This is a genomic window from Marinobacter sp. DY40_1A1 (assembly GCF_016597815.1).
Classification (GTDB): domain Bacteria; phylum Pseudomonadota; class Gammaproteobacteria; order Pseudomonadales; family Oleiphilaceae; genus Marinobacter; species Marinobacter xiaoshiensis.
Genome location: NZ_VCHA01000001.1, coordinates 196289 through 218155 on the forward strand (window position 1 = coordinate 196289; position 21867 = coordinate 218155).

Genomic DNA, 21867 nt, shown 5'->3' on the forward strand with positions numbered 1-21867 from the left:
TATAATCCCAACCATGAGCGAGTCCAATACCAACCCATTGCACCAGGCCCTGTTCCGCATTCTGCGACCTCTTGCGAGGTTGCTGCTGCGGAACGGAATTCCATTTGGTGAGTTCGCCGAGCTGGTCAAGCGAGCCTATGTGGAAGCGGCACTGGAGGACTTCCCCGGTGATCGGCGCAAACCTACCGACTCCGGGGCGGCTGTTATGACGGGGTTGACGCGCAAAGAAGTTAAGCGCCAGCGAGAGATTCTTGCGGGCCAGCACATAGGAAAATCCGACGTGCTGCACGCTAATCGTGCTTCTCGCGTTGTGTCTGGCTGGGTGCACGATGCTCTATTTCAGAGTCCTTCCGGAGAGCCAGCTATACTTACCTTTGACGGGGCGTTGAGTTTCAGCGAACTGGCAAAAAAGTACAGTGGAGATATGCCGCCACGTTCTGTACTGGATGAGCTGTTAAGGGTTGGTGTGGTGTCTGTAGATAGCGATACCGGTAAGCTCGCACTGATGAAAAGAGCCTATGTGCCCGCTGGAGATAGCCAGGAAATGCTCCAGATCTTTGGTGAGGATGTATCAGATCTTATAGCGACAATAGACCATAACCTGGTCTGCGATGCTGGCAGGCAGCGGCCGTTGTTCCAGCGCACACTGACGTATAACAACATTCCACCGGAAGTTATGGAAGCGTGGCGCAGCCACGCGGCGGAGCAATCCCAGAAACTGCTGGAGCAGTTGGACTCCTGGCTGGGGCCAAAAGACCGGGATGTCACGGGCAGCCAGACGGCCGCCTCACCCCAGGATTCTTACAGAACGGGCATCAGTATTTTCTATTTCGAAGAAGCTACTGCTGCAGAAACATCCCCACTCGGCTCCAAAAGAGAGAAAGTACTATGAAATCCGGCAGCCAGCCAAAGTTTGTGAGTCGCTGGGAACCTACCGAGCTTGCCAGCACCCTGTTGTCTGCTCCAAGCCGCGAAGTTGTTAGACATTGGATCAGTGAGATTGGGTTTCTTGATGAAAACCTGCACCCGGTTCTTTTGTCGATGAATGATCAGAAAGAACCGTCGTTGGACCAGCTTGTCCAGGCGGTTAATCCCGGTTTTTCCACTTCTGTGGTTCTAAACGAACTGCTGCGCAAAGGCGTGGTTGAGCAGTTGGAGAACGGGCAAATCTTGCTAAGGCGCAGCACCTATATACACGATGTGCCCAGCTTTGAGGTTTCACCCGGGGTTAGGCGCCGAAAGCACAGATCCGACGGCAGCGCGGGACGCCGGCACAGCGATGATTTTTGATTTGGGGACCCAAAATATGATGCCGCGGGCCTATCCTACATGGTGAGCACAATGAAACTGATATCCCGAAAACGTCCTTTGACTGCACTCGCGACGGTCCTGCTTCTAGGCCTTTTTTCAGCCTGTGGTGGTGAATCTCAGGTAGCAGATGGGGGCATTCGTGGCACCGGGTCGAGCGTGGGACCGGTATCGGGGTTTGGCAGTGTTTTTGTGAATGGGGTCGAGTTTTTTACGGATTCAATTCTTAACGAGAAAGTAGAAAGTAACGATGGGATTGATACAGAAGGCGATCTCAACGAAGGCATGATTCTCCGAATCGAAGGGCAGTGGCGCATCGACGGCACCGGTGCAGCGGATTCCATGGAGTATGACGACACCTTGCGCGGTGACCTGTCCAACTTGGTCCGTGGCGCGCCTGGAGAGCCAGTCAGGTTTGAAATATACGGACAACAAGTTGTCGCAGACAGGCAAACCGTCTTGAAAGGAAGGACGCTTGCAACCTTGGCCAACAATGATTTTGTACGAGTCAGTGCCTGGCGGCAGCCAGATGGCAGATACCGTGCCAGCTATATTGGCTTCAACCCAGTGTTTTACGGTGCTGACCCTATAGAACTCGAAGGCCCGGTTGATGCGGGTTCTGTTGAAGCTGACCAGTTCACTATGAACGGTGCTGTGATCAAGTTTGGTGATGACAGCTTTGCGGAAGGAATATCAGCTGAAGATCTGAAGCCTGGTGCCTATTTTGAAGTGGAAGGGTACAAAGAGTTGGCGGGAGGCGCGATTGTCGCGACACGAATCCAGCTTGATGATTTCCGCCGCTATCGCCCGGTAGGTGAAGATATTGAGATAGCCGGTCCTGTGTCATCAGATTACAACAGAACCGACAATACGTTCGGACTGAACGGTTTGACGATCCAGGTAACGAGCGCTACAGAGCTGGATGATATAACTCTCGATGACCTCAAGGCTGGCTTGCTTGTGCAAGTTGAAGGCGAGTTTGTTTCGGGTGATCTGGTTCGGGCCACGGAGATCGAAGTCCGGGATGGCGATGCGGAAGTCTCCGGGACTATAACGGCCAATGATGTAAATGTGGGCCAGGACAGCCTCACTGTGGGTGGCGTGCGTGTTCAAATAACCTCAAGGACCATCATTACCGATGACAGTTCTGGCGACAGATTAACGATCTACAAACTTTTGGGACCTGATGCTGATCACGGTGCACAGTTTGTAGAGGTTGAGGTGACAGGTCTCCAAAAAAAGGATGATCAAGGTGCGGTGTATATTGAGGCCTTGCAGATAGAGAGAGAACTCTCGGACGAGCCGGGTTTAGAATATGAGCTTGAAGGTACGCTGGCTGCACTGGCTAAAAAAGACCTCTCCACTTCGATCATAACCGTTCTGGGTGTGCGAATAGAGGTAGATAGTGACATATTGCCTTATGAGAATTTGGAGGAGTACCTGCGAGAGAATGTGTCGGTTTTGCTCGAAGTAGAGTACATAAGAAACGACCTTGACCAGTACGAAGCGCTCAGTGTGGAGCTGGATTGATACCGACCAGCTTAACCCTCTGCAACAAATCCCTGCATAAAGAAGTCCCCCTTTGTCGCGTGCTTTGCTACAACTAGTATAAAGAAGCATTCAGATTACAAAAAGAACAGTTACCCCGATTGCCGGGGTAGCAGGTTGGGGGATTGTTTTATGGCCTCTCGTTTCCTGAAAAACCTGATCTCCAGCAGGTTGTTTCGGCCAGTTTTTATTGTGCTCGTGTTTGCCGGTCTGGCTCAGGTTTTTATCAGTCAATGGCTGATCACAGACCAGGTTGAACGCTTGATAAGCACTGCCAGTTCAGCACTTGAAGCCAGCAGCGATCAGCTCAGCGAGTCCTTTGGAACTACCCGCGATGATGTTCGGCTGCGCTTGCAAACCATGCGTGAGGAAAGTGTCAGGGAGCTGGCTGAAGAGCTTACGCTCAAGCAAAGCCAGCAGCAGGAGCGCGTGGCCGAGAATGTTCGCACTGCGGTTATGGCAGAAGCGCAAGGGTTGGCAGACGTGCTGGCGGCGGTCGCTGCACCCTTGATCTGGGACAGGGATATTCCGCGGTTGACCGATCTTGTGGAACTGGCAGACGCACGGGAGTCTGTGCTCTTCGCGATCTATTTTGATCAGTACGGTGAGCGCCTGACCCGCTACGTTGACCGTACTGACGAGCGGGTGCTCGCGTTGATGGAACAAGGGGAAGGGGGCGGCGCGGCCAATAGGGTGCTGGACGCTGCAAGCCGTGACTCGAATGTTGTCATTATAACGGCAGATATCAAGCCAAAAGGCTCATCAATTGGGCAGCTGAAGATCGGGTTGTCACTGGATGGTATTAATCGCGACCTGACGGATTTAAAAGAAGAGTTCAGTGCCGCCCTTGCGAGCAGTATTGATGCGTCAAGGCAAACCCTTGAAACTGAAACCGATCAGGTTAATCAGCGCCTTCAGCAACAGCTGACAGAAATTGGAGCTGCAACTCAATCTCATATCAGCAAGACAGTTGATGCCCTCCGCCTCGAAGCGGCAGGCTTGTCGTCGAGCCTTTCATGGGTTGCTGTTAGCTCCATGGTTATTCTTTTGATTTTGGTGGCAGCGGTCCTTGGAGGTAGTGTGTTGCCCAGGGTTCTGCGCCTGAATTCGGCCATCCGCGGCATTGCCGATGGCGAGGCGGATCTCACTCGGCGGGTTAACCTGAAAGGCAATGATGAGCTGACGGAGATGGCTCGAGGTGTTAATCAGTTTATCACCCGCATTCAGGGGCTGGTTACCGATGTTAAAAACTCTGCTGAGAACGCTGCCGGGAAAGCCCGGGCACAGGGTGAGGTCAGCCGGGATGCGGTTGCCGCAGTCAGTACACAGCAGCAGGAAGTTGTGGACGTATCAGAAACCATGGCGGCCATGTCCCACAGCATTGGAGGTGTTGCACAGAACATTCAGGAAGTGGCTGGCGCAGTGCAAAGTGTTAGCACAGAGAGTGATGCAACCGCGGCTATCTCGCGGGATGTCCTGAAGCGCCTCGATGATGTCGTGCTCAATGTACAGAAGGCCGTAGAAGCGGTCAGTGCACTGGATAAACAAAGTACACAAATTACCTCGGTTTTGTCGGTAATCGGAGCTATTGCAGAGCAGACAAACTTGCTGGCGCTTAACGCGGCGATAGAGGCTGCCAGAGCAGGCGAGTCCGGCCGTGGGTTTGCCGTTGTTGCTGATGAAGTAAGAACCCTGGCAAGCCGCACACAGGCTTCCACCACCGAGATTGAAGCCATCATTGCGCAACTGCAACTGGGCAGCAAACAGGCTGTTTCGGTGATTGGCACCGTATCAGAGGAGGTTGTGGAATCGTCTGCAGAGTTCCGCCGTGCAGATGAGCATTTTGAACAGATCAATCAGTTGCTCAGCAGCTTGCAGAAGCAAGCATTGAGCATTGCCTCGGTGGCCGAGCAAGAAGGCCGGCAGGCACAAAGGGTAAGTGTAAGCGTTGAAGGTATTGCGCACTCGGCTGAGGTGACCGTGGAGGCCATCCAGCGTTCAGATAAGGCCAGCCATGAAATCAGTGAGCTGCTGGTGGCTCTTCAGCGCAATGCATCCCAGTTCCGTGTTTAACGGAACCGGGGCATTTGCAGTGATACCTTAAGTGCAAAGCCGCGCACGGGCACTCTGATATTCCTGCTTCAACTTTGATACCAGAGCCTCCACGCTGACCACATCGTTAATCTGGCTCACACCTTGGCCGGCGGACCAAACGGTCTTCCAGGCTTTGGCTTCATCATCCATTGGTTTCAGTTTTTCACCGTAATTGATTTCGCCCGCCTGGTTTAGTTGGGCCATATCGAATCCGGCAGCTTCCAGACTTTGCCTCATGAAACTGGCAGGAACGCCAGATACCGCTGGCGTATGAATGATGTCACTGGATTCAGATTCGATAATCATGTTGCGGTAGGCATCTTCCGCTCGGGATTCAGTGGTGTTGATAAAACGCGTGCCCATATAGGCCAGGTCTGCACCCAAGGCTTGAGCTGCCAAAATATCTTCACCATGGGTGAGCCCGCCAGCCAGCAAAATAGTGCCATCAAACACTTCGCGGATTTCGTGAACCAGCACAAACGGGTTGATTGTGCCCGCATGCCCGCCAGCGCCGGCGGATACGGCAATAACACCGTCCACGCCGGCCTCGGCTGCTTTGCGAGCATGCTTTTGGTTGGTTACATCGTGGAACACTACACCACCATAGCTATGCACGGCTTCTACCACCTGGCTGGCGGCCCCTAGTGACGTAATGATGATGGGCACCTGATGCTTGACGCAAAGTTCCAGATCTGCCAGCCAGCGGGGGTTGGAGCGATGTACGATCAGGTTGACAGCATAAGGCGCAATATTGGCTTCCGGGTGTGCTTCTTTCAGTTTGCCAAGACCCTCGTTCATCTTGATCAGCCACTCTTCAAAGCCTTCACTTGTGCGCTGGTTCAGGGCCGGGAAGCTCCCAACAATGCCCTCCCGACAGCATGCAAGTGCCAACTCAGGTCCAGAAATAAGAAACATGGGAGCTGCAATCAGTGGCAAGCTTAAAGAATCTGCGCGAAAGGCTGGAAGTGGCATGAGATCTCCTTAATTTGTATTGGAACTTATGTAGGATATAGAGGATCTTAGCCTGCCTGAGCGATTGTGGGAATGTTCGCCTGCTAACAATTATCAGGTTACCTCTGCAAAATAAAAGGAGTCAAAAATGGGTGAAGCAAAACGTCGTAAAGAAACCGGTGCACCGCCACCCCGGCAAGCCCAGTCGAAAAAACCTCTGGTGATCGTGGTGAGCGTGTTGGTTCTCGCTGCTATTGTTATCGGCGCTTTTTTCCTGACCGCCGCCCCGACACCCTCATCTGATGAGTTGCCGGTTGCCGCACCAAATGCAGAGGCCTTCCCGGCGGACCTGGACCAGTACGGTGTTTCCGTTGGTGCTGCCGAGGCGCCAGTGGTTGTGCGGGAGTTTGCAGATTACCAATGCCCGGCTTGTGGCCTTTTTGCCTCAGCCAGCAAGCGCTTGAAGCAGGAATATGTAGAGGCAGGGAAAGTTCGCTTCGTGTATTTCGATCTGCCCTTGCAACAGCACCAGAATGCATTCCCGGCAGCGCAGGCTGCCCGCTGTGCTGGCGACCAAGGTGCATATTGGGAAATGCACGAACGCCTTTATGGTTCGCAAACGGAATGGAGTGGGTCGAATGACCCGGTCGCCACATTTACCCGTTACGGCAAGGATTTGGGCCTGGAGGAACGTCGCTTTCGCCGCTGCATGACCACAGAACTGCACAGAGAAGCTGTTGAAGCCAGCCGTCGTGTTGCCATGCAGTTGCAGGTGACAAGCACGCCAACCGTTCTTGTGGATAACATTCGCCTTACCCGTCCGGGTTGGGGCCAGCTTTCGGCGATTGTTGAGCGTGAGCTCTCCAGCGCTGGAAAGTAACTGCCTATGCTGGCTTCGGCCAGCCCTGACTTGAACAAAAGCCTGAGTGGGTTAGAATCTGCGCCCTCTCTGGCTTTAACCTTCCAGATAAAACAAACCGATGCTCCGGATTTACGATCCGGCCTGCAGGAGATATCCCCATGAGCAACAGCGTTGTTGTGTGCGCGCTCTATAAGTTCGCCGTTCTGAATGATTACAAAACCCTTCGCCAACCACTGCTGGATATCATGCAGTCCAACGGTGTGCACGGCACCTTGTTGCTGGCCCGTGAAGGCATCAACGGCACCATTGCCGGGAGCCGAAGCGGGATCGATGCCGTACAGGCATGGTTGAACGCGGATGAACGTTTTGATGGAATTGATTACAAAGAGTCCTTCGTAGATATCCAGCCATTCAAACGTACCAAGGTGAAACTCAAAAAAGAGATTGTCACCATGGGCGTCGATGGTATTGACCCCAAGCGCATTGTGGGTACTTACGTTGAGCCCGCGGAATGGAACGCGTTGATCTCAGACCCGGACGTGCTTCTTGTTGATACCCGTAACCAGTACGAAGTTGAAATTGGCACCTTCGAGCACGCCATTAACCCCGCCACGGATACGTTTCGTGAATTTCCCGAATACGTAAAACAAAACCTCGACCCTGCGAAACATAAAAAAGTCGCCATGTTCTGTACCGGCGGCATTCGTTGTGAAAAGTCCACGGCTTACCTGAGAGAGCAAGGCTTTGAAGAGGTTTATCACCTTAAAGGCGGCATCCTGAAGTATCTGGAAGAAGTGCCAGAAGAGCAGAGCCTGTGGAAAGGTGAATGTTTTGTATTTGACGACAGGGTTACGGTCAATCATCGTTTGGAGCGCGGCGGCTATGACCAGTGTCATGCCTGCCGGCGGCCAATCACCGAGGCTGATAAGGAACACCCGAGCTATGCGCAGGGTGTGAGCTGCCATAGGTGTATTGATTCCCTGAGTGAAGAGCAGAAGGCGCGCTTCGCGGAGCGAGAGCTTCAGATGCGACTGGCCGAGGCCCGGGGAGAGGCACATGTGGGTGGAGATGCCGCCCGTGTTATTGCTGAACGTAAAGCGCGCAAGAAATCAGAACGTGAGCGCCAGGCCCAAAAAAGCTTGAAAGGTGAGCGTCAGAACGCCCCCGCTCGTTAATATTAGTTCATGCGCTTGAACCGACTATTCAAGGAGCTTTCATGAGTTTTAAGAAAACCGTTGCCATCATCGCCATCACAGCTGCACCACTGGCCTACGGCCAGGATGCCAAAAACTGGGAAGGCGAGGCAGAGCTCGGTGTACTTATGACTTCTGGTAATACTGAAGAAACCAATATTAACGGGCGCCTGGGGCTCGTGCATGAGGTAGTAGACTGGCGCAATATTGCTGATTTCAGTTCCAACTACTCTGAATCTCAAAATGACACCACCGGCGCCGATCAAACCACAGCCGAGAAGTATAAAGCGGCTCTGGAAACCAACTATAAGTTTGATGAAAGCCAGTATTGGTTTCTGCGCGGCACATACGAGAAAGACCGCTTTTCAGGGTATGATTTTGAATCCACCGCTACCACCGGTTATGGAAACCGTATTTGGCAGCGGGGCGAACGCTCGTTCCTTGATCTCTCAGCGGGTGCTGGTTACCGCTACAACAAGCTGGAAGTCGTGAATTCTGACGGTGAAGATGTTGAAAAAGAAGCGATTGCGCGGCTTGCGGCCCAATTCAACTACGCCCTTTCAGAAAATGCGTTGTTTCATCAGAAGCTGAGTACGGAAATCGGATTAGATGAGAACAACGTGATCAGTCAGTCAGAGACCGCCATCAAGGCTAACCTGGTGGGTAACCTGTCGATGAAGGCAGCCTATCGGTGGAAGCATGTTTCTCACCCCCCAGCGGGTGCAGAGTCCACGGATACCGAAACTGCGATCACCTTGCTCTACGGTTTCTGAGGCTGGCCCCGCCTGTGCTACACCTTGTTTCTGAGCCCCAGCTCATCCGGGTAGGGGCTCAGGTACTGCTGCAGTAACAGGTAATCGGCCGGTTCCCTGCGCTGCGCCATTCTCAGCAGTGTCATGGGGACAATGAGCGGCACTTCGCCGCGACCGTAGGCTTCAATTTGCTCGATCAGAACCTTGCGATCCTCGCCCTCCATTGCATCCCTCAGATACCCCATCAGGTGCTGCATCACGTTTATATGTGAGCCGCGACTTACTTTTCGGGTCATGGCTTCCATAAAGCCCTGGATATAGCGGTTGGCAATAGTTTCCAAAGCATCTGATTTAAGGTCGCTCAACATGGGACCGAGTTGCCGGTAGATCTTTTCCGAGTGCGCAAGTAGCTGGAACTTGTGGCGGGTATGGAACTCGATCAGCGCTTTTGCGGTGAGGTTTTCGCCGGCAACATTTTGCATCCAGTCGTCATAGGCAAATACCCGCTCAATGAAGTTTTCCCGCAGCGCGTCATCATTCAGCCGGCCTTCTTCTTCAACTGGCATCAGCGGGTATGCGCGCATCAGTGCTTCGGCGAACATTCCTTGCCCATCACGTCGCACTACCTGGCCTTCCGGGTTGTGAACTTTGATGCGCGCCATGCCGCAGCTAGGGGATTTGGCCATCAGAATGTAACCGCGCAAATTGGCCAGTTCTGGCATGATCCCGCTGGTGAAGTCCTGCATGGCACCGGTGTGGTCAGCAGTGCCTTTGGTTTCTGTCAGGCGCATGCCTTCCGGGTATTCGCGCAGATGAATGGCGGGGCGGGGGACACCCAGGCCAGCCTCCAGTTCAGGACAAATTGGACGGAAATCAAAATGCCGTGACAGCACCTCAGTGCAATAGCGGGAATGCTTGTGGCCACCATCATGACGGACTTCTTTGCCTAACAGGCACGTGCTGATACCTACAGGGATGCCGCTCATGCATTTCTCCGTTTTAGTTGACGCTTCTCGCTGACTGCCAAAGTGGTAGCGTAGATCTCGCGAACATTCGAGGCAAATTGTTCAACGGAAAAGTCTTTCGAAAATGCCAGAGCTTGCTCTGAAAGAGTGTTTCTCAATTCCTCATCCTCCAGCAATTGTTTTACCTGAGCACACCATAGATCTTGCCTTTCGGGAGTTTTGAAGCCATTTATACCGTGTCGCACAACGTCGTCGATACCACTGGAACGCACCGCAACCACAGGCAAACCAGCAGCCATAGCCTCCAGAATGACCATGCCCTGAGTTTCAGATTTGGAGGCAAACAAAAAGGCGTCACCCAAACGATACCACGTTGCCATTTTCTCCGGCGGCACGGCACCAACCAAAGTGATCTGATCTTCCAGTCCCAGTTCTTGAATTTTGTTTTGCAGGCGCTCTTTTTGGTGGCCTTCGCCGATCATCAGAAAGTGAAAGGGTTTGGTCGACTCCTGATGTAGCCTGCCGATGGATTCGATCATGAAATCGATGTTTTTCTCGTTCGATAATCGCGACACGCTGATGAAAACCGTTTCGTTTTTAAGGTTCAGAGCCTGTCGGAGTTCTGTGATCTCCTCATCCGCTACCGCTTGAAACCGGGTGTACTCAATGCCCGTAGGCTGCACAAAGGTGGGTGTTTTCACCCCAATCATCCGCAGATACTCCTCAGTGGAATAGGTGGGTACGATAACGCCATCGCATTTATTGGCGAAGCGTTTGATAAGAGCGTGAGATATCAGGTTGCGGAAAATAAGCCCCGGCAAGGGTACGAAGTGGGCGTAGTGCTCAAGCCGGGTGTGGTAGGTATAAATGGCTGGCACCTTAAGACGGCGCGCCATGAATAACCCGAGCGAGCCCAGCCAGAAAGGGTGGTGCAGGTGGATTATATCTGGATGAAAGGCGCGCACACGTTTGCGGATACGACCAAGAAATATGTTTGCCAGGCGGAACTCCCGCTTCTCCCCCATGGCAAGCAATGAAGGTACCCGCAGCGTATGTTCTTCTACAGCGGGTTGATCTTTGTAACGCGGTGCGACTACCAGAAGCTTGTCGCCAAGCTGCTCCAGCCCCTTTTTTAGTCGTGCAATGGAAATAGGCACACCGCCGATGAAGGGTAGATAGTTATTGGTGAACATGGCCACCCTTAATGGTTTGTTCAGCCAGGGAGTGGGGTCCAGGTTGTAGTCGGGGTAGTAGTCCTTGCCAATGAAAATCATGGCGTAGAGTTTGATGGTGATGGCGGCAAACACTGCCACTATAAGAATGAAATTAAGGTAGCCGGCATAGAACAGTGAATACACAAAGAACCAGAGGCTTTCGAGCTGTTTGAGTATAGGGTGCTGGCCAACTTCCAGTTTCCGGAGCGTGTGGCTGACTTCGCCCGCAGGGCTGACGCTGACGTGCACGTAGTGATAAAAGCTGGTGTTGTTGTTCAGTATTAAGCCACCGGCTCCCCCTGTGGTGACGAACAGCGTGTTGCCCAACTGTTTTTCTGAATACAGCGAGAGGTTGGAGGAGAACACGAATTTAATGTTGTGTTTTTCAACCATCTTCAGGAGTGCATCCCTGAACTCCGGCGGCTGAAGATAATCTTCGGGCTGATCGAGCAAGACATCTTCTTCGGGCTTTAATAGCGGGTGACCAATAAACAGGATTCGTGCCTTTGAGGCGTCTTGGTTCAGGAGGTCTTCCAGCCAACGCACCTGCCATTCCCAGGGTGTCTTTCCAGTGCTGTCGAGAAAGATAAGCCGGCTGTTGCCCACCTGAATGCTATAGAAGTGCGGACCAAAGTGGTCATAAAAACGGAAGCTGCCAAAGTTGTTGAATTCATGGGCGCCGAATGTGAGGAGGTAGGGAATGTCGAGATGGCTGAGACTTCCATAGAGCGCGCGATACTTGTCCTCGCCGCCGCCGCTTACTGCGTTGCCGGCAGAAACCAGAAAGTCCGTTCCCGAGGCGTTTAGCTCCGGAATAATGCGATCTTCGAAAACCCCGACAGAGTTGTTGATGTTTCCCAGCACAGCAAAACTGAAGGCTTGGTCGGTTGTGACTTTGCGCTGAATATGTTCCACCTGGGTAGTATGCACGCCCGCAAAATCTTCCAGAAATACGTTCAGGTAGGTTTTGTAACCCAAGAGAAGAATGACGGTCAGCAGGCAGAGATAGAATAGTAACTTGAGTGGATTTCGAAACATTATCCGGATTTCCTGCGGCGTTTAATGAGTTCTTTTTGCAGCACGGCCAGGCCGATGAACATGCCGAGATAGATAGTCAGCAGGCGCCAACTCACAATAACCAGAATCAGATGGTTTCCTGAGAGAATGCCGCTGAAGAAACTTCCGAATACACCTTCTGAAACGCCCGATGCGCCCGGGGTTGGTGAGAAATACATTATAAATGTTGTCACAACCAGCAGCCCCAGCGACATCAGGTAGTCGACATCGTAACCCAGGCTATGAATCAGCAGAGCAGGGAAACTGAACAGGCTCAGCAGGAATATGGCTGTAAATAGAACGGAAAGCATTACAAAGAGCGGCCTGCCCTGGAGGTAGTCACCAAAGCTGTGGGAAAAGCGCAGCATCTCTCGCTTAGCCTTGAACTGCCAGTGCATATGGCGGGTATCGGTTAAGAGTTTCCAGCGGTTAAGAGCCCTGAGTAGTCCGCTGAGCGGCCCGATAAGCCAGCGTGTTCGGAACAGCAAAATGACGAAAAAGCCCAGATATATAAGGATGAATATTGCTAATGCCAGACCCAGATCACCCGTGATGCTCTGGCCGTTAAATGCATCCAGAGTCAGCAGAAAGACAGGCGTTAGGGAGAAAATGAAAAGCACTGCCAGCACGGTTCTGATGGTGGTTGCAGCCGTGGCTCTGCCTACCGGCACCCCATGGCGATGCAGATACCATATCTGAGCGAAGCCACCACCGGTGGCCATAGGCGTGACGTTGGAAAAGAGCAAGTTGATAAAAACCAGACGGAAAATAACGGGAAAGGATAAATCGTGGCCGAGCGCACGCAGCGTGAAATGCAAACGTAAGCCATCAGAAACGAAATATACCAGCATCAACCCAGTGAGTGCGGTCAGCGTTTGTGGTGCAATCAACCGGGTATCGAAACTGATGTTCTGCCCTGCGAACTGATCGTACACAGCGAAAAGCCCTGCCGCCGTGAGCGCGATGAAGAGCAGGCTGAACAGTGCGAGGCGTTTTGCAGAAGCTGGATGCTGATCGTTGGTATTAATGTGGTCGTTCATGGACTGCCCGTCAAAGATGGACGGGCAGTTTACAAGACTCTAGTGACCGTAAACCATCATGGTGGTATCTGTAATGGCGAAATCGGTGAAACTAACGCTGCCAATACTGGCCTGGCCCACTTTGAATATGGGCATGTCGATATCAGCCCGGAATTCGACGTCGTGAATCGAAAGGCCGTCTTTTCCAGTAGCGGCGCTGGTGCCCCGGGAGATTTTTGCCGTTGCGCTCGCCATTCCGAAGTGGCCCAGCGTGTCGTTGCCGCGCCGGTTATGAATTTGCAGGCCTTCAATTCTCACGGCTGCAAAGTTAAACAGGAAGATTAAATCCGCTGCTTCCCAGTTCAGGCTGCCGTTGGTTACTTCAAAGTGGGTGTCCAGTTGTAATTCCGCTCCGGATACTTGGTTGCCATTGGCCAGAGTGCGGGTAGTAGCACTATCGTTTCGGATAACCAGATCTGTAGGGCCTACATAGCCTTGCAGTAATACATCAGAAAACAGAGTGGCAGAGCCCTCTGTGCCAGTGGTTGTGAGGCTTCCTACGGCGAGCTCAAAATCTATCGCTTGAAGGTAGTCGGTCAGGCTGGTTTCGGCGCCGTAGTTGGTTGCACCCAAGTGAATAACCAGATCGCCGCTATTGAATTGCTTGCCAAACTCGCCGTTTACGGAATATTTCGCCAAAGCATCTGCTACATCGGGATCGCTGGTACTAAGGAGCCCGGCATTTGCCCGGCGTGCTATCTCTGAGAAGCCGTGCTCAAGAACTTCACCTGTGCCAGCAATATCCACTGTTAGCTTCAGGTTATCCAGTGTGGTGTCGTTGTGCCCGGAAAGTCGCATGTTGTTCACACTCAGTGTGCCTTCATCCGTCCACGACAGGCGATCAATGTTGATTTTGGTTTCCAGCTCAATGGTAATGCCGGCCTGGCCTGATACACCCGACAGTGTGCTGTCATCCAATGGCTGAAATTCGGCCATGGCAGTAGAGGGTAGGGAAAGTGCAAGCACCCAGAATGAAAGCGCTGTTGATCGCGTGGTGCGGCGACAGGTGTGCGGATGAATCATGACGGCCCCGGCTTCATGGTTTGATTTGTTGTTGTTAGCAGGGAGTCTTTCTCAGACTCCCGGGCCGCAGGGGACAGCATAACCAATGCAGCGGGAATAAAGTTTTGTTACATGTTGTTACGATAAGTGGGGGGCAGCGATATGTCTGTGCGTTTGGTCACAGTTGGTGGGTTAGCTTGGAGTATGGACAGCCCAGCAGACAGGCCTATTCAAAACACGCTGTGAATACCTCCCTGTACGCTCGGCTCCGCCATCCATGGCTCCGCACGGTTTTGAATAGGCCTGCCTGCTGAACTGCCGCCTCTAACTGGAGCTCAGGGCCCTTTGAATCATTACTTTCTGGTGCTCCGCAAACTCCCGAATAAGAGTTTGAGCCTGCTCCACATCCCGCGCTAGAACAGCCTGCGGGAGGCGGGTGAAAAAGTGGCTTGTCTGGGTTAAACCGTGGCGATAACGTTCGGCACTCAAATAGTACGCGCGACTGACCGCTGGCTTGAAGTTTGAAAGAGCCTCAGTGAGATACGTGTTGCCTACTAAATCACAGCAAGCCTCCATCACCTCAAAGCTGGCTTCCACCACTGCCGTAATGTCTGCCGAGGGCGCTCGCATTTGCTCCACCGCTTGAGTAACCACGGCCAGTACTCGCTCCCGGTCACTTTCTTGCCAGCGTTCGCACAGCCGTGCCGCAAGCATCATTAGCAAATGCATGTAAACGTCGTATAGCTCAGACGCATGATTAGCATCAAGCTTCGAGGCAGATGCGCCTTTTCTGGGGGTGATTTCTACAAGGTGCCAGCGCTCAAGGGTATACAGAGCCTCTTTCACGGACGCGCGGCTGACTTTTAGCTCAGTAGCCAGTGTGGCCTCCTGGATGCGCTTACCAGGCTGGATCTGCCCGGTCATGATGCGCTCTGCCAGGTAGTTGGCAATCTGCTCCGCCAGAGTATTAGGCACCTTGAAATCCATACAGGTTCTCTTACCACAATCTGAAGGCTGGCAGTCCGGAAACAGACACGAAACCAGCGGGATAGGTTATGGGCGCAAGTTTAACATAGCTTGAACGCCGCTTTTCATCTGCGTTGCAGGATAACCACCCCTTGAAATTGTGCAGAAGAGGACACAGATATAGCCCTTGAATTTTCGATAGCTAAAAAGGGAAGCCCCATGCCCAAGCACTTTGAACAAGCCCCCGGATTATATGAAGAGCCCGTTCCGGAAACGGAAGGCTACGTATTTAACCAAACCATGCTGCGCATCAAAGATCCAGAGCGCTCAATGGACTTCTATACCCGTGTGCTGGGAATGCGGTTGGTGCGTAAGCTCGATTTCCCGGAAATGAAGTTTACGCTCTATTTTCTTGCCTACCTTGATGACCGCCAAGCCAACTATGTGCCTGCAGACGATGGGCATCGAACCACTTACACGTTCGGGCGCGAGGCGATGCTGGAGTTGACCCACAATTGGGGAACTGAAAACGACGCGGACTTTGCCTACCACAACGGCAACGATCAGCCGCAGGGTTTTGGCCACATTGGTATTGCAGTGCCAGACGTCTACGCGGCAGCCGAGCGCTTCGAGAAGTTGGGGGTTGATTTCGTCAAGAAGCCCGACGATGGCAAGATGAAAGGCCTGGCCTTTATCAAGGACCCCGATGGCTACTGGATTGAGATTCTGCAGCCCAACATGCTGGAGAAACAGCGCAAGAACAACTGATCAGGCTGAAGTGCCGGTGTCGTCGTTCGTGACGGCACCGGATTTCCCGCCATAGCGCGAAGCCACAATCACCGCGGCGGTGAGTATGAACGCGCCTGCAATGCCAACCGGCCCCAGAACCTCTTCCAGAAAGATCCACGCGAGCAAGGCGACAAACAAAGGTTCCAGCGTAACGATGATGCTGGAAAGTGTGGCCGGAGTTGTTTTCATGCCGGCAAAGAAGCTCACATAGCCGATGCAGGTGGGTACAATCCCGATAACCGCAACCATCAGCCAATGCCGCAGTTTCAGTTCTTCAAGCCCTTCAAAGCCACCGCTGAGCAGCACCAAGGGCAGCAGAATGAGCGCTGCTGTGAAAAAGCATATAAATGCCGTGGTGAAAACTGGCGTGCCAGTGGAGCTGTATCGGCTTGTAAGCGTGAAACCGGTGTACACAAGCGCTGCCAGAAGCGCCATGAGAATACCCGCAAGACGCAGAGTACCGCTGGTATCCATGTCGCTGATCACCAGCATGAAGGTGCCGATCACTGCGGTGATCAACGCCATAATGGTGATCAGGCTTGGTTTTTCTCCCAGTAAGGGCGCAGCTAATAATGCGACCAGTATCGGGGGCAGACACAGGGCTATCAGTGTGGCGATACCTGCGCCGGTGAGATCCACGGCCAGTAGGTAGCTGCCCTGGTAAATGGCCTGGAAGAGCCCGAGTGCTGCCAGTGGCGCGAGGGACTTCAGACTTAATTGCCGCAGTGAACTGCCTGGAGCATTGGGGCCGATTTTATGAAGCTGTCGCTGCTCCCTGCGCATCAGCATCCAGAAAAACGGCAATGCCACAGCCAGCCTGAGAAAGGCCAGGGTGGTGGCTTGTAGGTCGGTCTCGGTGAACAGGAATTTGGCGACGATTCCCGTGGTCGCCCAGAGCAGGGCAGCCAGGGCGATTAACAGGGCACCTCGAATCATTCTATAACCAGCACAATAAGTTCTTTGGGGCCGTGAACACCGTAAGCCAGAGTTTGCTCAATGTCAGCGGTTTTGGATGGCCCGGAGACTAGCAGAGCGTTTGTGGGCATGCCAGCTGCCCAGTTCTGAGCGAGCATCGCCTCATGGAAGGTTGTGTAGAGTTCTGAGGCTTCCAGTACTGCAATATGGATAGGCGGCACCAGGCTCATCAAGCGGGGTTCGTCCGGTGTTGGCCACAGGATCAATGTTCCCGTTTCGGCAATTCCGCCCCGGGTGGACGTGATGCCTGCATCGACTTCGTTGAACAGGTGGGGCTGCCAGCTTTCGATGGGTTCGTCGTAAATCAGAAGCTCTGGCAAATAATCCTGCTTCGATTCACGCAGTGCCCGACCAATCTGGTGTTCTGCCGGGATCAGCAGATTGCGCACTCCACGAGAGGAAAGCGCACTGGCAAGCTGGGCTATCCAGGAGTCCTGTGTGCACCTGAGTACTTCACCATGTACGGATTCAATGGTTTTCTGAAACTGATCGATTCGCTCAGGCACTGATGATGCCGGTTGTCGCATGACTGAGAAGTCACACTCTGGAACACTCAGTTCGCCCCCGCTACGGTTACGGTTACGCAGGCGTTGTAAAATGGTGTCTCGGGAGCTCATTCACCGCGCTCCTTCATTCTTTCATGGAGAGTTTTGTTGGCGAGCTTTGGGGCTGTGCGATATTTTGTCCAATCGCCAAGCTTTCCGGGTTGCAGTTTGCGCAGGCGCGCAGCCACAGCTGTGCCGAACCGATAAACGCCAGGCCGTGCATGCATCCAGCTCCAGCCTTTCCATATCAATGCTTCCAGAGTGCCGCGTTTTGCGCCATGGCCGCGCACTTTGGCGGGGTTCAGTTTGTCGCCATCTACAGATTCCTGGCGCAGTCGTACCAGTAAATCCGGGATCGGAATCTTAACCGGGCACACTTCACCGCAGGCACCACACAGGCTTGAAGCCGTTGGTAGGTGCCTGCCTTCATCCAGGCCAATCAGATGCGGCATCAGAATCTTGCCGATGGGGCCGGGGTAGGTGGTGCCATAAGTATGACCACCCACGCGGGTATATACCGGGCAGTGGTTCATGCAGGCGCCGCAGCGAATGCAACGCAGGGTGTCCAGTAGCTGATCATCCTGATAGATAGTTGAGCGGCCGTTATCCACCAGTACGAGGTGAACTTCTTCCGGGCCGTCCAGCTCATCTGGCTTGCGCGGGCCGGAGATCATATTGAAGTAGGTGGTGATGTGTTGCCCGGTAGCGGACCGGGTTAGCAGGGCGAGTAGTGGAACCACGTCTTCCAGGTTGCCCACGACTTTCTCTATGCCAGTAACGGCAATGTGACATGGCGGTACCGTGGTGGTCATGCGGCCGTTGCCTTCATTCTCCACCAGGCAAAGGGTGCCGGTTTCGGCCACCGCGAAATTAACGCCAGACACGCCCACATCGGCATTCATAAACTTTTCACGCAACTGCTGGCGGGCGCTGGCGGTGAGATATTCCACATCATTGGAAAGGTCGGTGCCGGTTTTCTCATGCATCAGCTCGGAAATTTCACCGGTGTTCTTGTGAATCGCAGGCATGATGATATGAGAGGGTGTTTCGTCGGCAAGCTGAACAATATATTCACCCAGATCCGATTCCAGGGCTTCAATACCGCGCTCTTCGAGGTAATGATTAAGCTCCATCTCCTCGGACACCATGGATTTGCCTTTGATCACCGTCTTGGCGTTTCTGGCGACACAGATATTGCGCACAATCCGGCAGGCTTCGTCGCTATCAATGGCCCAGTGCACTTTGACGCCGTTTTCGGTGAGCTTTGCCTCAAGTTGTTCAAGCAGGTCAGGCAGGTTGGCCAGTGCCCTTAGGCGGATGTTGGCGCCAAGCTCTCTCAGGGCTTCCAGATCCATGCCCTCAAAGGCATTTTTACGCTTGCTGATTAACCCATCCATCGCCTTACGGAAGTTCTGGCGAATTTTAGGGTCGGCAATCGCTGCACGGGCTCGGGGGTGAAATTCTTTCACATCAATGTGATGTGAGTTTTCTGAAGGCGTTTGGCTCATGACTTGCCCCCTTTGCCCGAGTCTGTGCGTTCCCAAAGAAAACTCAAAATATGTTGGCCAGCCAGGGGCTTGCGATTCTTCTCTGCGTACCCGGCAATATTCATAAGGCAGCCACAATCCGTTGTCACAAACTCACTTGCGCCTGTATCGGTGAGGGTGTCTACCTTCTCGCTGACCATGGCCCCGGAAATTTCCGGGTGGCGCACGGCAAAGGTGCCACCAAAACCACAGCACTCTTCTGCCCGCACCTGCTCAACCAGGTTTACGTTGGAGAGCTGACCAAGAAGCTTTGGCCCAACCTCCGCAATACCCATCTCCCGACGAGCCGAGCAGGACGTATGCATGGCAAGGGTAGTGGGTTGGCCTAAGTCCCGGAGCTTTATGTGACAAACGTTCAAAAGGAAATCCGTCAGCTCCCAGGTTCTGGCGGCAATTTCAGAAGCTTTCGCCTCCTGGCCGGTGTGCTTGAACAGGTCTGGGTAATGCTTTCGAATCATTCCGCCACAGGACCCGGAGGGTACAACGATGGGCCAGTTTTCCGGGAATAGATCGAGCTGAGCTTTGGCGACTACCCGAGCCTCATCATGGTACCCGGAAGTGTACGCCGGTTGGCCGCAGCAGGTTTGATCTTCGGGAAAGCAGACCTTGATGCCTTCACGCTCGAGCAATTGTATGCCGGCCATTCCCGCGTCCGGGTAGAACATGTCTATCAGGCAGGTTGCGTAAAAATAGACGTGGGTTGGTTTTGGCGGGTATACCTTGATGGGATCTACCATGACGTGCCACTCGAGCTGGTTAGCGTTGTTGTTATCCAGCAATCATAGAGTGGTGGCCGGGCCCTTGCCAGACGACTTTTGTGTAAGCAGATATTGAGGGGAGAGCGGGGGGTGAACAAACGGCGGCTGAAGGCCGCCGTCTGGAACGCTATAGCGCGGAGCTTACTTTACAGTTAACCGCTCAGCGTTCTTTTCAACAGTGCGTGCGCCAATGCCTTTAACCTTGGACAGTTCCTCTGGTGTTTGGAACGGGCCGTTGGTGTCACGATACGCAACTATGGCTTCGGCCTTGCTTGCGCCAATACCGTCGAGGCTGGCGAGAGTTGCTGCGTCTGCGCTATTGATGTTAATAGTTGGCTGGTCTGCATAGGCAAATCCGGTTGCCAGGCTGAACAACAGTACGAGTGTGGCGAAAAAAGAGGTGTGCTTCATGCAAATGACTCCTGAGAATAACGAGTGTTGTTATGAATGTGAGTCAGGGTGCAATGCAGCAAAAGCAGGTGTTCTGGCTTATTACGGGGAAAGATTAAAGTGCGAAGAAAGTTGGGATAAATTGCTTTAAAAGTGCAGTGCACGGACAAGGACTACATTCCATGTAATCCTCTGTACCGTGGCTGACCCCCGCCTGTTCCTTCAGGCTGCACTCTTCCTGAGCGCTTCATCCCTGGTCGTCCTTGAAAGCCCCTATCCTTTGGGCAGTTCCAAATCCTTTTGACCGTTCAATATCCCTTTGATCGTCCCAAATCCATTTGGGCGCTCCAACTCCGTGGAGTACTCATTCCCTGTGCCAACGTTCCTTGCTGGCTTGTCATCCCTGACACTGCCTATTGTAGCGAGGAGGTATTTGTGGGCCACGGGAGATTGGCTCATTGGCTTGTGAGACATTTCCTACAGGGCGCGTAGGTTCGAGCCATATTGAGGAAAACGATATGTTATAGCGAGTGCCCCAAAAGCCCCAGAACGCCAAGAGTAATCAGATAGCCTGCAACGATATAGTTGAGCAAACGGGGAAATACCAGAACGCCAATGCCTGCCCCTAAACTGATGAGCGGGGCGAGTTCCAGGTGAATGGTCATAACTGTCCTCAATAACTATTTTTTAAAGAATGAAAGAAATCCACCGGCGGCGATCAGCGCGGCACCACCGATGAGATACCACATGGTGTCGTCAGTAAAACGCCCGGTAAGCGTTTCACTTATCTGGTCGCCAACAGATTGGGTTGATTGATAACCAAAAAACAGCAGCGCGATGCCTACTACGAGCAAAACGATACCAACGAGTTTCGAACTTCCCATGTCATTATCCTTATCTGTGTGAGTTTCTGACTCGTGCTGAAAGCTTGGCACCGAATGTTTACATCAGCAACTCTCGCCGAGAGTGTTCGTGTAGGCGGAGATTTTAAATAGACTTGTGAATTATGTAATCATGGCGAACAGGTTTTTTTATCAACCATTTCGGAGTAAACAGCAATGTCTGACAGAACTATCTGGATTACCGGCGCATCCTCAGGCATTGGCGAGGCGCTGGCTGCCCGATTTGCACAGGAGGGTGCCAACCTTGTGCTTTCTGCTCGTCGTGAAAGTGAGTTAGCTCGAGTAGCGCAGCGTTGCCGAAATAAAGGCTTAAGCGCTGATCAGGTTCTGGTTCTACCTCTGGATGTCACAGATTGGGATGCCTTACCAGGTGCGGTACAAACAGTGCTCGACCAGTTTGGCCAAATTGACCTGTTGATCAACAATGCCGGTGTATCCCAGCGTTCGCTGTGTGTGGATACAGATATGTCGGTATACCGCCAGTTGCTGGACGTGGACGTGTTGGGGCAGAGTGCTCTTACCAAGGCGGTGTTGCCTCACATGCTTGCGCGTGGTGCCGGCCATATTGCTGTAACAGCCAGTGTGGCTGGCAAGGTTGGTGCACCTCTGCGCACTGGCTATTGCGCCGCCAAGCATGCAGTTATGGGCTTCTTCGACTCTTTACGGACAGAAGTAGAAGGCCAGGGCATTCATATTTCCACAATCGTGCCTGGCTTTATCCGAACGGACATTGCCCGCAGTGCGCTGGACGGTGATGGCAAAACCTCAGATATGGAAGATGAAGATATCATCAATGGTATGGATGTGACCGACTGTGCTGAGGTGGTGGTTAAGGGCTTGAACAGCAAAAAACGTGAGATCGCGGTAGGTAAAGGCAAGGAAATGGCGGCCCTCTGGGTCAAGCGGCTCTCGCCGGAGCTGTTGTTCCGGCTTGCCAGAGCGCCCAGGTAGCCGCCTCGCAAACTGCGCAG

General features: G+C 53.0%; 22 protein-coding genes. 9 read left to right on the forward strand and 13 right to left on the reverse strand.

What is annotated here, in order from left to right:
• Positions 1–13: 13 nt before the first annotated feature.
• The 4 genes from FFI61_RS00950 to FFI61_RS00965 all read left to right on the forward strand — a co-directional run bounded on the left by FFI61_RS00950 (position 14) and on the right by FFI61_RS00965 (position 4929).
• Positions 14–892 (forward strand): DUF6502 family protein, encoded by an 879-nt coding sequence (locus FFI61_RS00950; RefSeq protein ID WP_200202739.1) that lies wholly within the window; start codon positions 14–16, stop codon positions 890–892.
• On the forward strand, positions 889–1290 hold the full coding sequence (locus FFI61_RS00955) for a DUF6502 family protein (protein ID WP_200202738.1): 402 nt from the start codon (positions 889–891) through the stop codon (positions 1288–1290). The genes FFI61_RS00950 and FFI61_RS00955 overlap by 4 nt, the downstream gene beginning before the upstream one ends.
• A gap of 51 nt (positions 1291–1341) precedes the next feature.
• Complete coding sequence (locus FFI61_RS00960; RefSeq protein WP_200368968.1) at positions 1342–2838, forward strand: DUF5666 domain-containing protein; 1497 nt, start codon at positions 1342–1344, stop codon at positions 2836–2838.
• Between the two features lie 150 nt (positions 2839–2988).
• Positions 2989–4929, forward strand: a complete 1941-nt coding sequence (locus FFI61_RS00965) for a methyl-accepting chemotaxis protein (protein WP_200368969.1) — start codon at positions 2989–2991, stop codon at positions 4927–4929.
• Between the two features lie 27 nt (positions 4930–4956).
• On the opposite strand, the gene FFI61_RS00970 is transcribed toward FFI61_RS00965, so the two are convergent.
• Complete coding sequence (locus FFI61_RS00970; protein WP_200368970.1) at positions 4957–5922, reverse strand: NAD(P)H-dependent flavin oxidoreductase; 966 nt, start codon at positions 5920–5922, stop codon at positions 4957–4959.
• Positions 5923–6049: 127 nt separating this feature from the next.
• Between FFI61_RS00970 and FFI61_RS00975 the strand changes: the two genes are divergently transcribed.
• From FFI61_RS00975 to FFI61_RS00985, 3 genes are all read left to right on the forward strand, one after another.
• Entirely contained in the window at positions 6050–6781 is a 732-nt protein-coding gene (locus FFI61_RS00975) for a DsbA family protein (RefSeq protein WP_200368971.1), read from the forward strand.
• A 140-nt stretch (positions 6782–6921) separates the two neighbouring features.
• Entirely contained in the window at positions 6922–7938 is a 1017-nt protein-coding gene (locus FFI61_RS00980; RefSeq protein WP_200368972.1) for a rhodanese-related sulfurtransferase, read from the forward strand.
• A gap of 41 nt (positions 7939–7979) precedes the next feature.
• A complete protein-coding gene (locus FFI61_RS00985; RefSeq protein ID WP_200202732.1) occupies positions 7980–8729 on the forward strand; it encodes a YdiY family protein in 750 nt (249 codons plus the stop codon).
• Between the two features lie 17 nt (positions 8730–8746).
• On the opposite strand, the gene FFI61_RS00990 is transcribed toward FFI61_RS00985, so the two are convergent.
• The 5 genes from FFI61_RS00990 to FFI61_RS01010 form a co-directional block, all read right to left on the reverse strand.
• On the reverse strand, positions 8747–9694 hold the full coding sequence (locus FFI61_RS00990) for a YbgA family protein (RefSeq protein WP_200368973.1): 948 nt from the start codon (positions 9692–9694) through the stop codon (positions 8747–8749).
• The gene (locus FFI61_RS00995; protein WP_200369580.1) at positions 9691–11928 is read right to left on the reverse strand and encodes a glycosyltransferase; all 2238 of its coding nucleotides are present in this window, start codon (positions 11926–11928) and stop codon (positions 9691–9693) included. The genes FFI61_RS00990 and FFI61_RS00995 overlap by 4 nt, the downstream gene beginning before the upstream one ends.
• On the reverse strand, positions 11925–12983 hold the full coding sequence (locus FFI61_RS01000) for a lysylphosphatidylglycerol synthase transmembrane domain-containing protein (RefSeq protein WP_200368974.1): 1059 nt from the start codon (positions 12981–12983) through the stop codon (positions 11925–11927). Before FFI61_RS01000 ends, FFI61_RS00995 begins: the two co-directional genes overlap by 4 nt.
• Before the next feature lie 39 nt (positions 12984–13022).
• Positions 13023–14045, reverse strand: a complete 1023-nt coding sequence (locus tag FFI61_RS01005) for a DUF6160 family protein (protein WP_227714537.1) — start codon at positions 14043–14045, stop codon at positions 13023–13025.
• A gap of 303 nt (positions 14046–14348) precedes the next feature.
• Positions 14349–15011, reverse strand: a complete 663-nt coding sequence (locus FFI61_RS01010; RefSeq protein WP_200202729.1) for a GntR family transcriptional regulator — start codon at positions 15009–15011, stop codon at positions 14349–14351.
• Between the two features lie 198 nt (positions 15012–15209).
• Here FFI61_RS01010 and gloA point away from each other — a divergent pair, with 198 nt between their 5' ends.
• Complete coding sequence (gloA, locus tag FFI61_RS01015; protein ID WP_200368975.1) at positions 15210–15758, forward strand: lactoylglutathione lyase; 549 nt, start codon at positions 15210–15212, stop codon at positions 15756–15758.
• Here gloA and FFI61_RS01020 read toward each other — a convergent pair whose 3' ends face one another.
• From FFI61_RS01020 to FFI61_RS01050, 7 genes are all read right to left on the reverse strand, one after another.
• A complete protein-coding gene (locus tag FFI61_RS01020) occupies positions 15759–16715 on the reverse strand; it encodes a DMT family transporter (protein WP_200368976.1) in 957 nt (318 codons plus the stop codon).
• On the reverse strand, positions 16712–17371 hold the full coding sequence (locus FFI61_RS01025) for a LutC/YkgG family protein (RefSeq protein ID WP_200368977.1): 660 nt from the start codon (positions 17369–17371) through the stop codon (positions 16712–16714). Before FFI61_RS01025 ends, FFI61_RS01020 begins: the two co-directional genes overlap by 4 nt.
• Positions 17368–18807, reverse strand: coding sequence for a LutB/LldF family L-lactate oxidation iron-sulfur protein (locus FFI61_RS01030; RefSeq protein WP_200202725.1), 1440 nt, complete (start codon positions 18805–18807; stop codon positions 17368–17370). Before FFI61_RS01030 ends, FFI61_RS01025 begins: the two co-directional genes overlap by 4 nt.
• Positions 18804–19583, reverse strand: coding sequence for a (Fe-S)-binding protein (locus FFI61_RS01035; RefSeq protein WP_200202724.1), 780 nt, complete (start codon positions 19581–19583; stop codon positions 18804–18806). Before FFI61_RS01035 ends, FFI61_RS01030 begins: the two co-directional genes overlap by 4 nt.
• 162 nt (positions 19584–19745) lie before the next feature.
• The gene (locus FFI61_RS01040; protein WP_200202723.1) at positions 19746–20015 is read right to left on the reverse strand and encodes a ComEA family DNA-binding protein; all 270 of its coding nucleotides are present in this window, start codon (positions 20013–20015) and stop codon (positions 19746–19748) included.
• 500 nt (positions 20016–20515) lie between these two features.
• A complete protein-coding gene (locus tag FFI61_RS01045; RefSeq protein WP_100638438.1) occupies positions 20516–20659 on the reverse strand; it encodes a DUF3096 domain-containing protein in 144 nt (47 codons plus the stop codon).
• A gap of 15 nt (positions 20660–20674) precedes the next feature.
• Entirely contained in the window at positions 20675–20878 is a 204-nt protein-coding gene (locus FFI61_RS01050) for a DUF3185 family protein (protein WP_200202722.1), read from the reverse strand.
• 174 nt (positions 20879–21052) lie between these two features.
• Here FFI61_RS01050 and FFI61_RS01055 point away from each other — a divergent pair, with 174 nt between their 5' ends.
• Positions 21053–21847 carry an SDR family oxidoreductase gene (locus tag FFI61_RS01055; protein WP_200368978.1) on the forward strand — a complete coding sequence of 265 codons (795 nt, stop codon included), beginning with the start codon at positions 21053–21055 and terminating at the stop codon, positions 21845–21847.
• Positions 21848–21867: the final 20 nt, after the last annotated feature.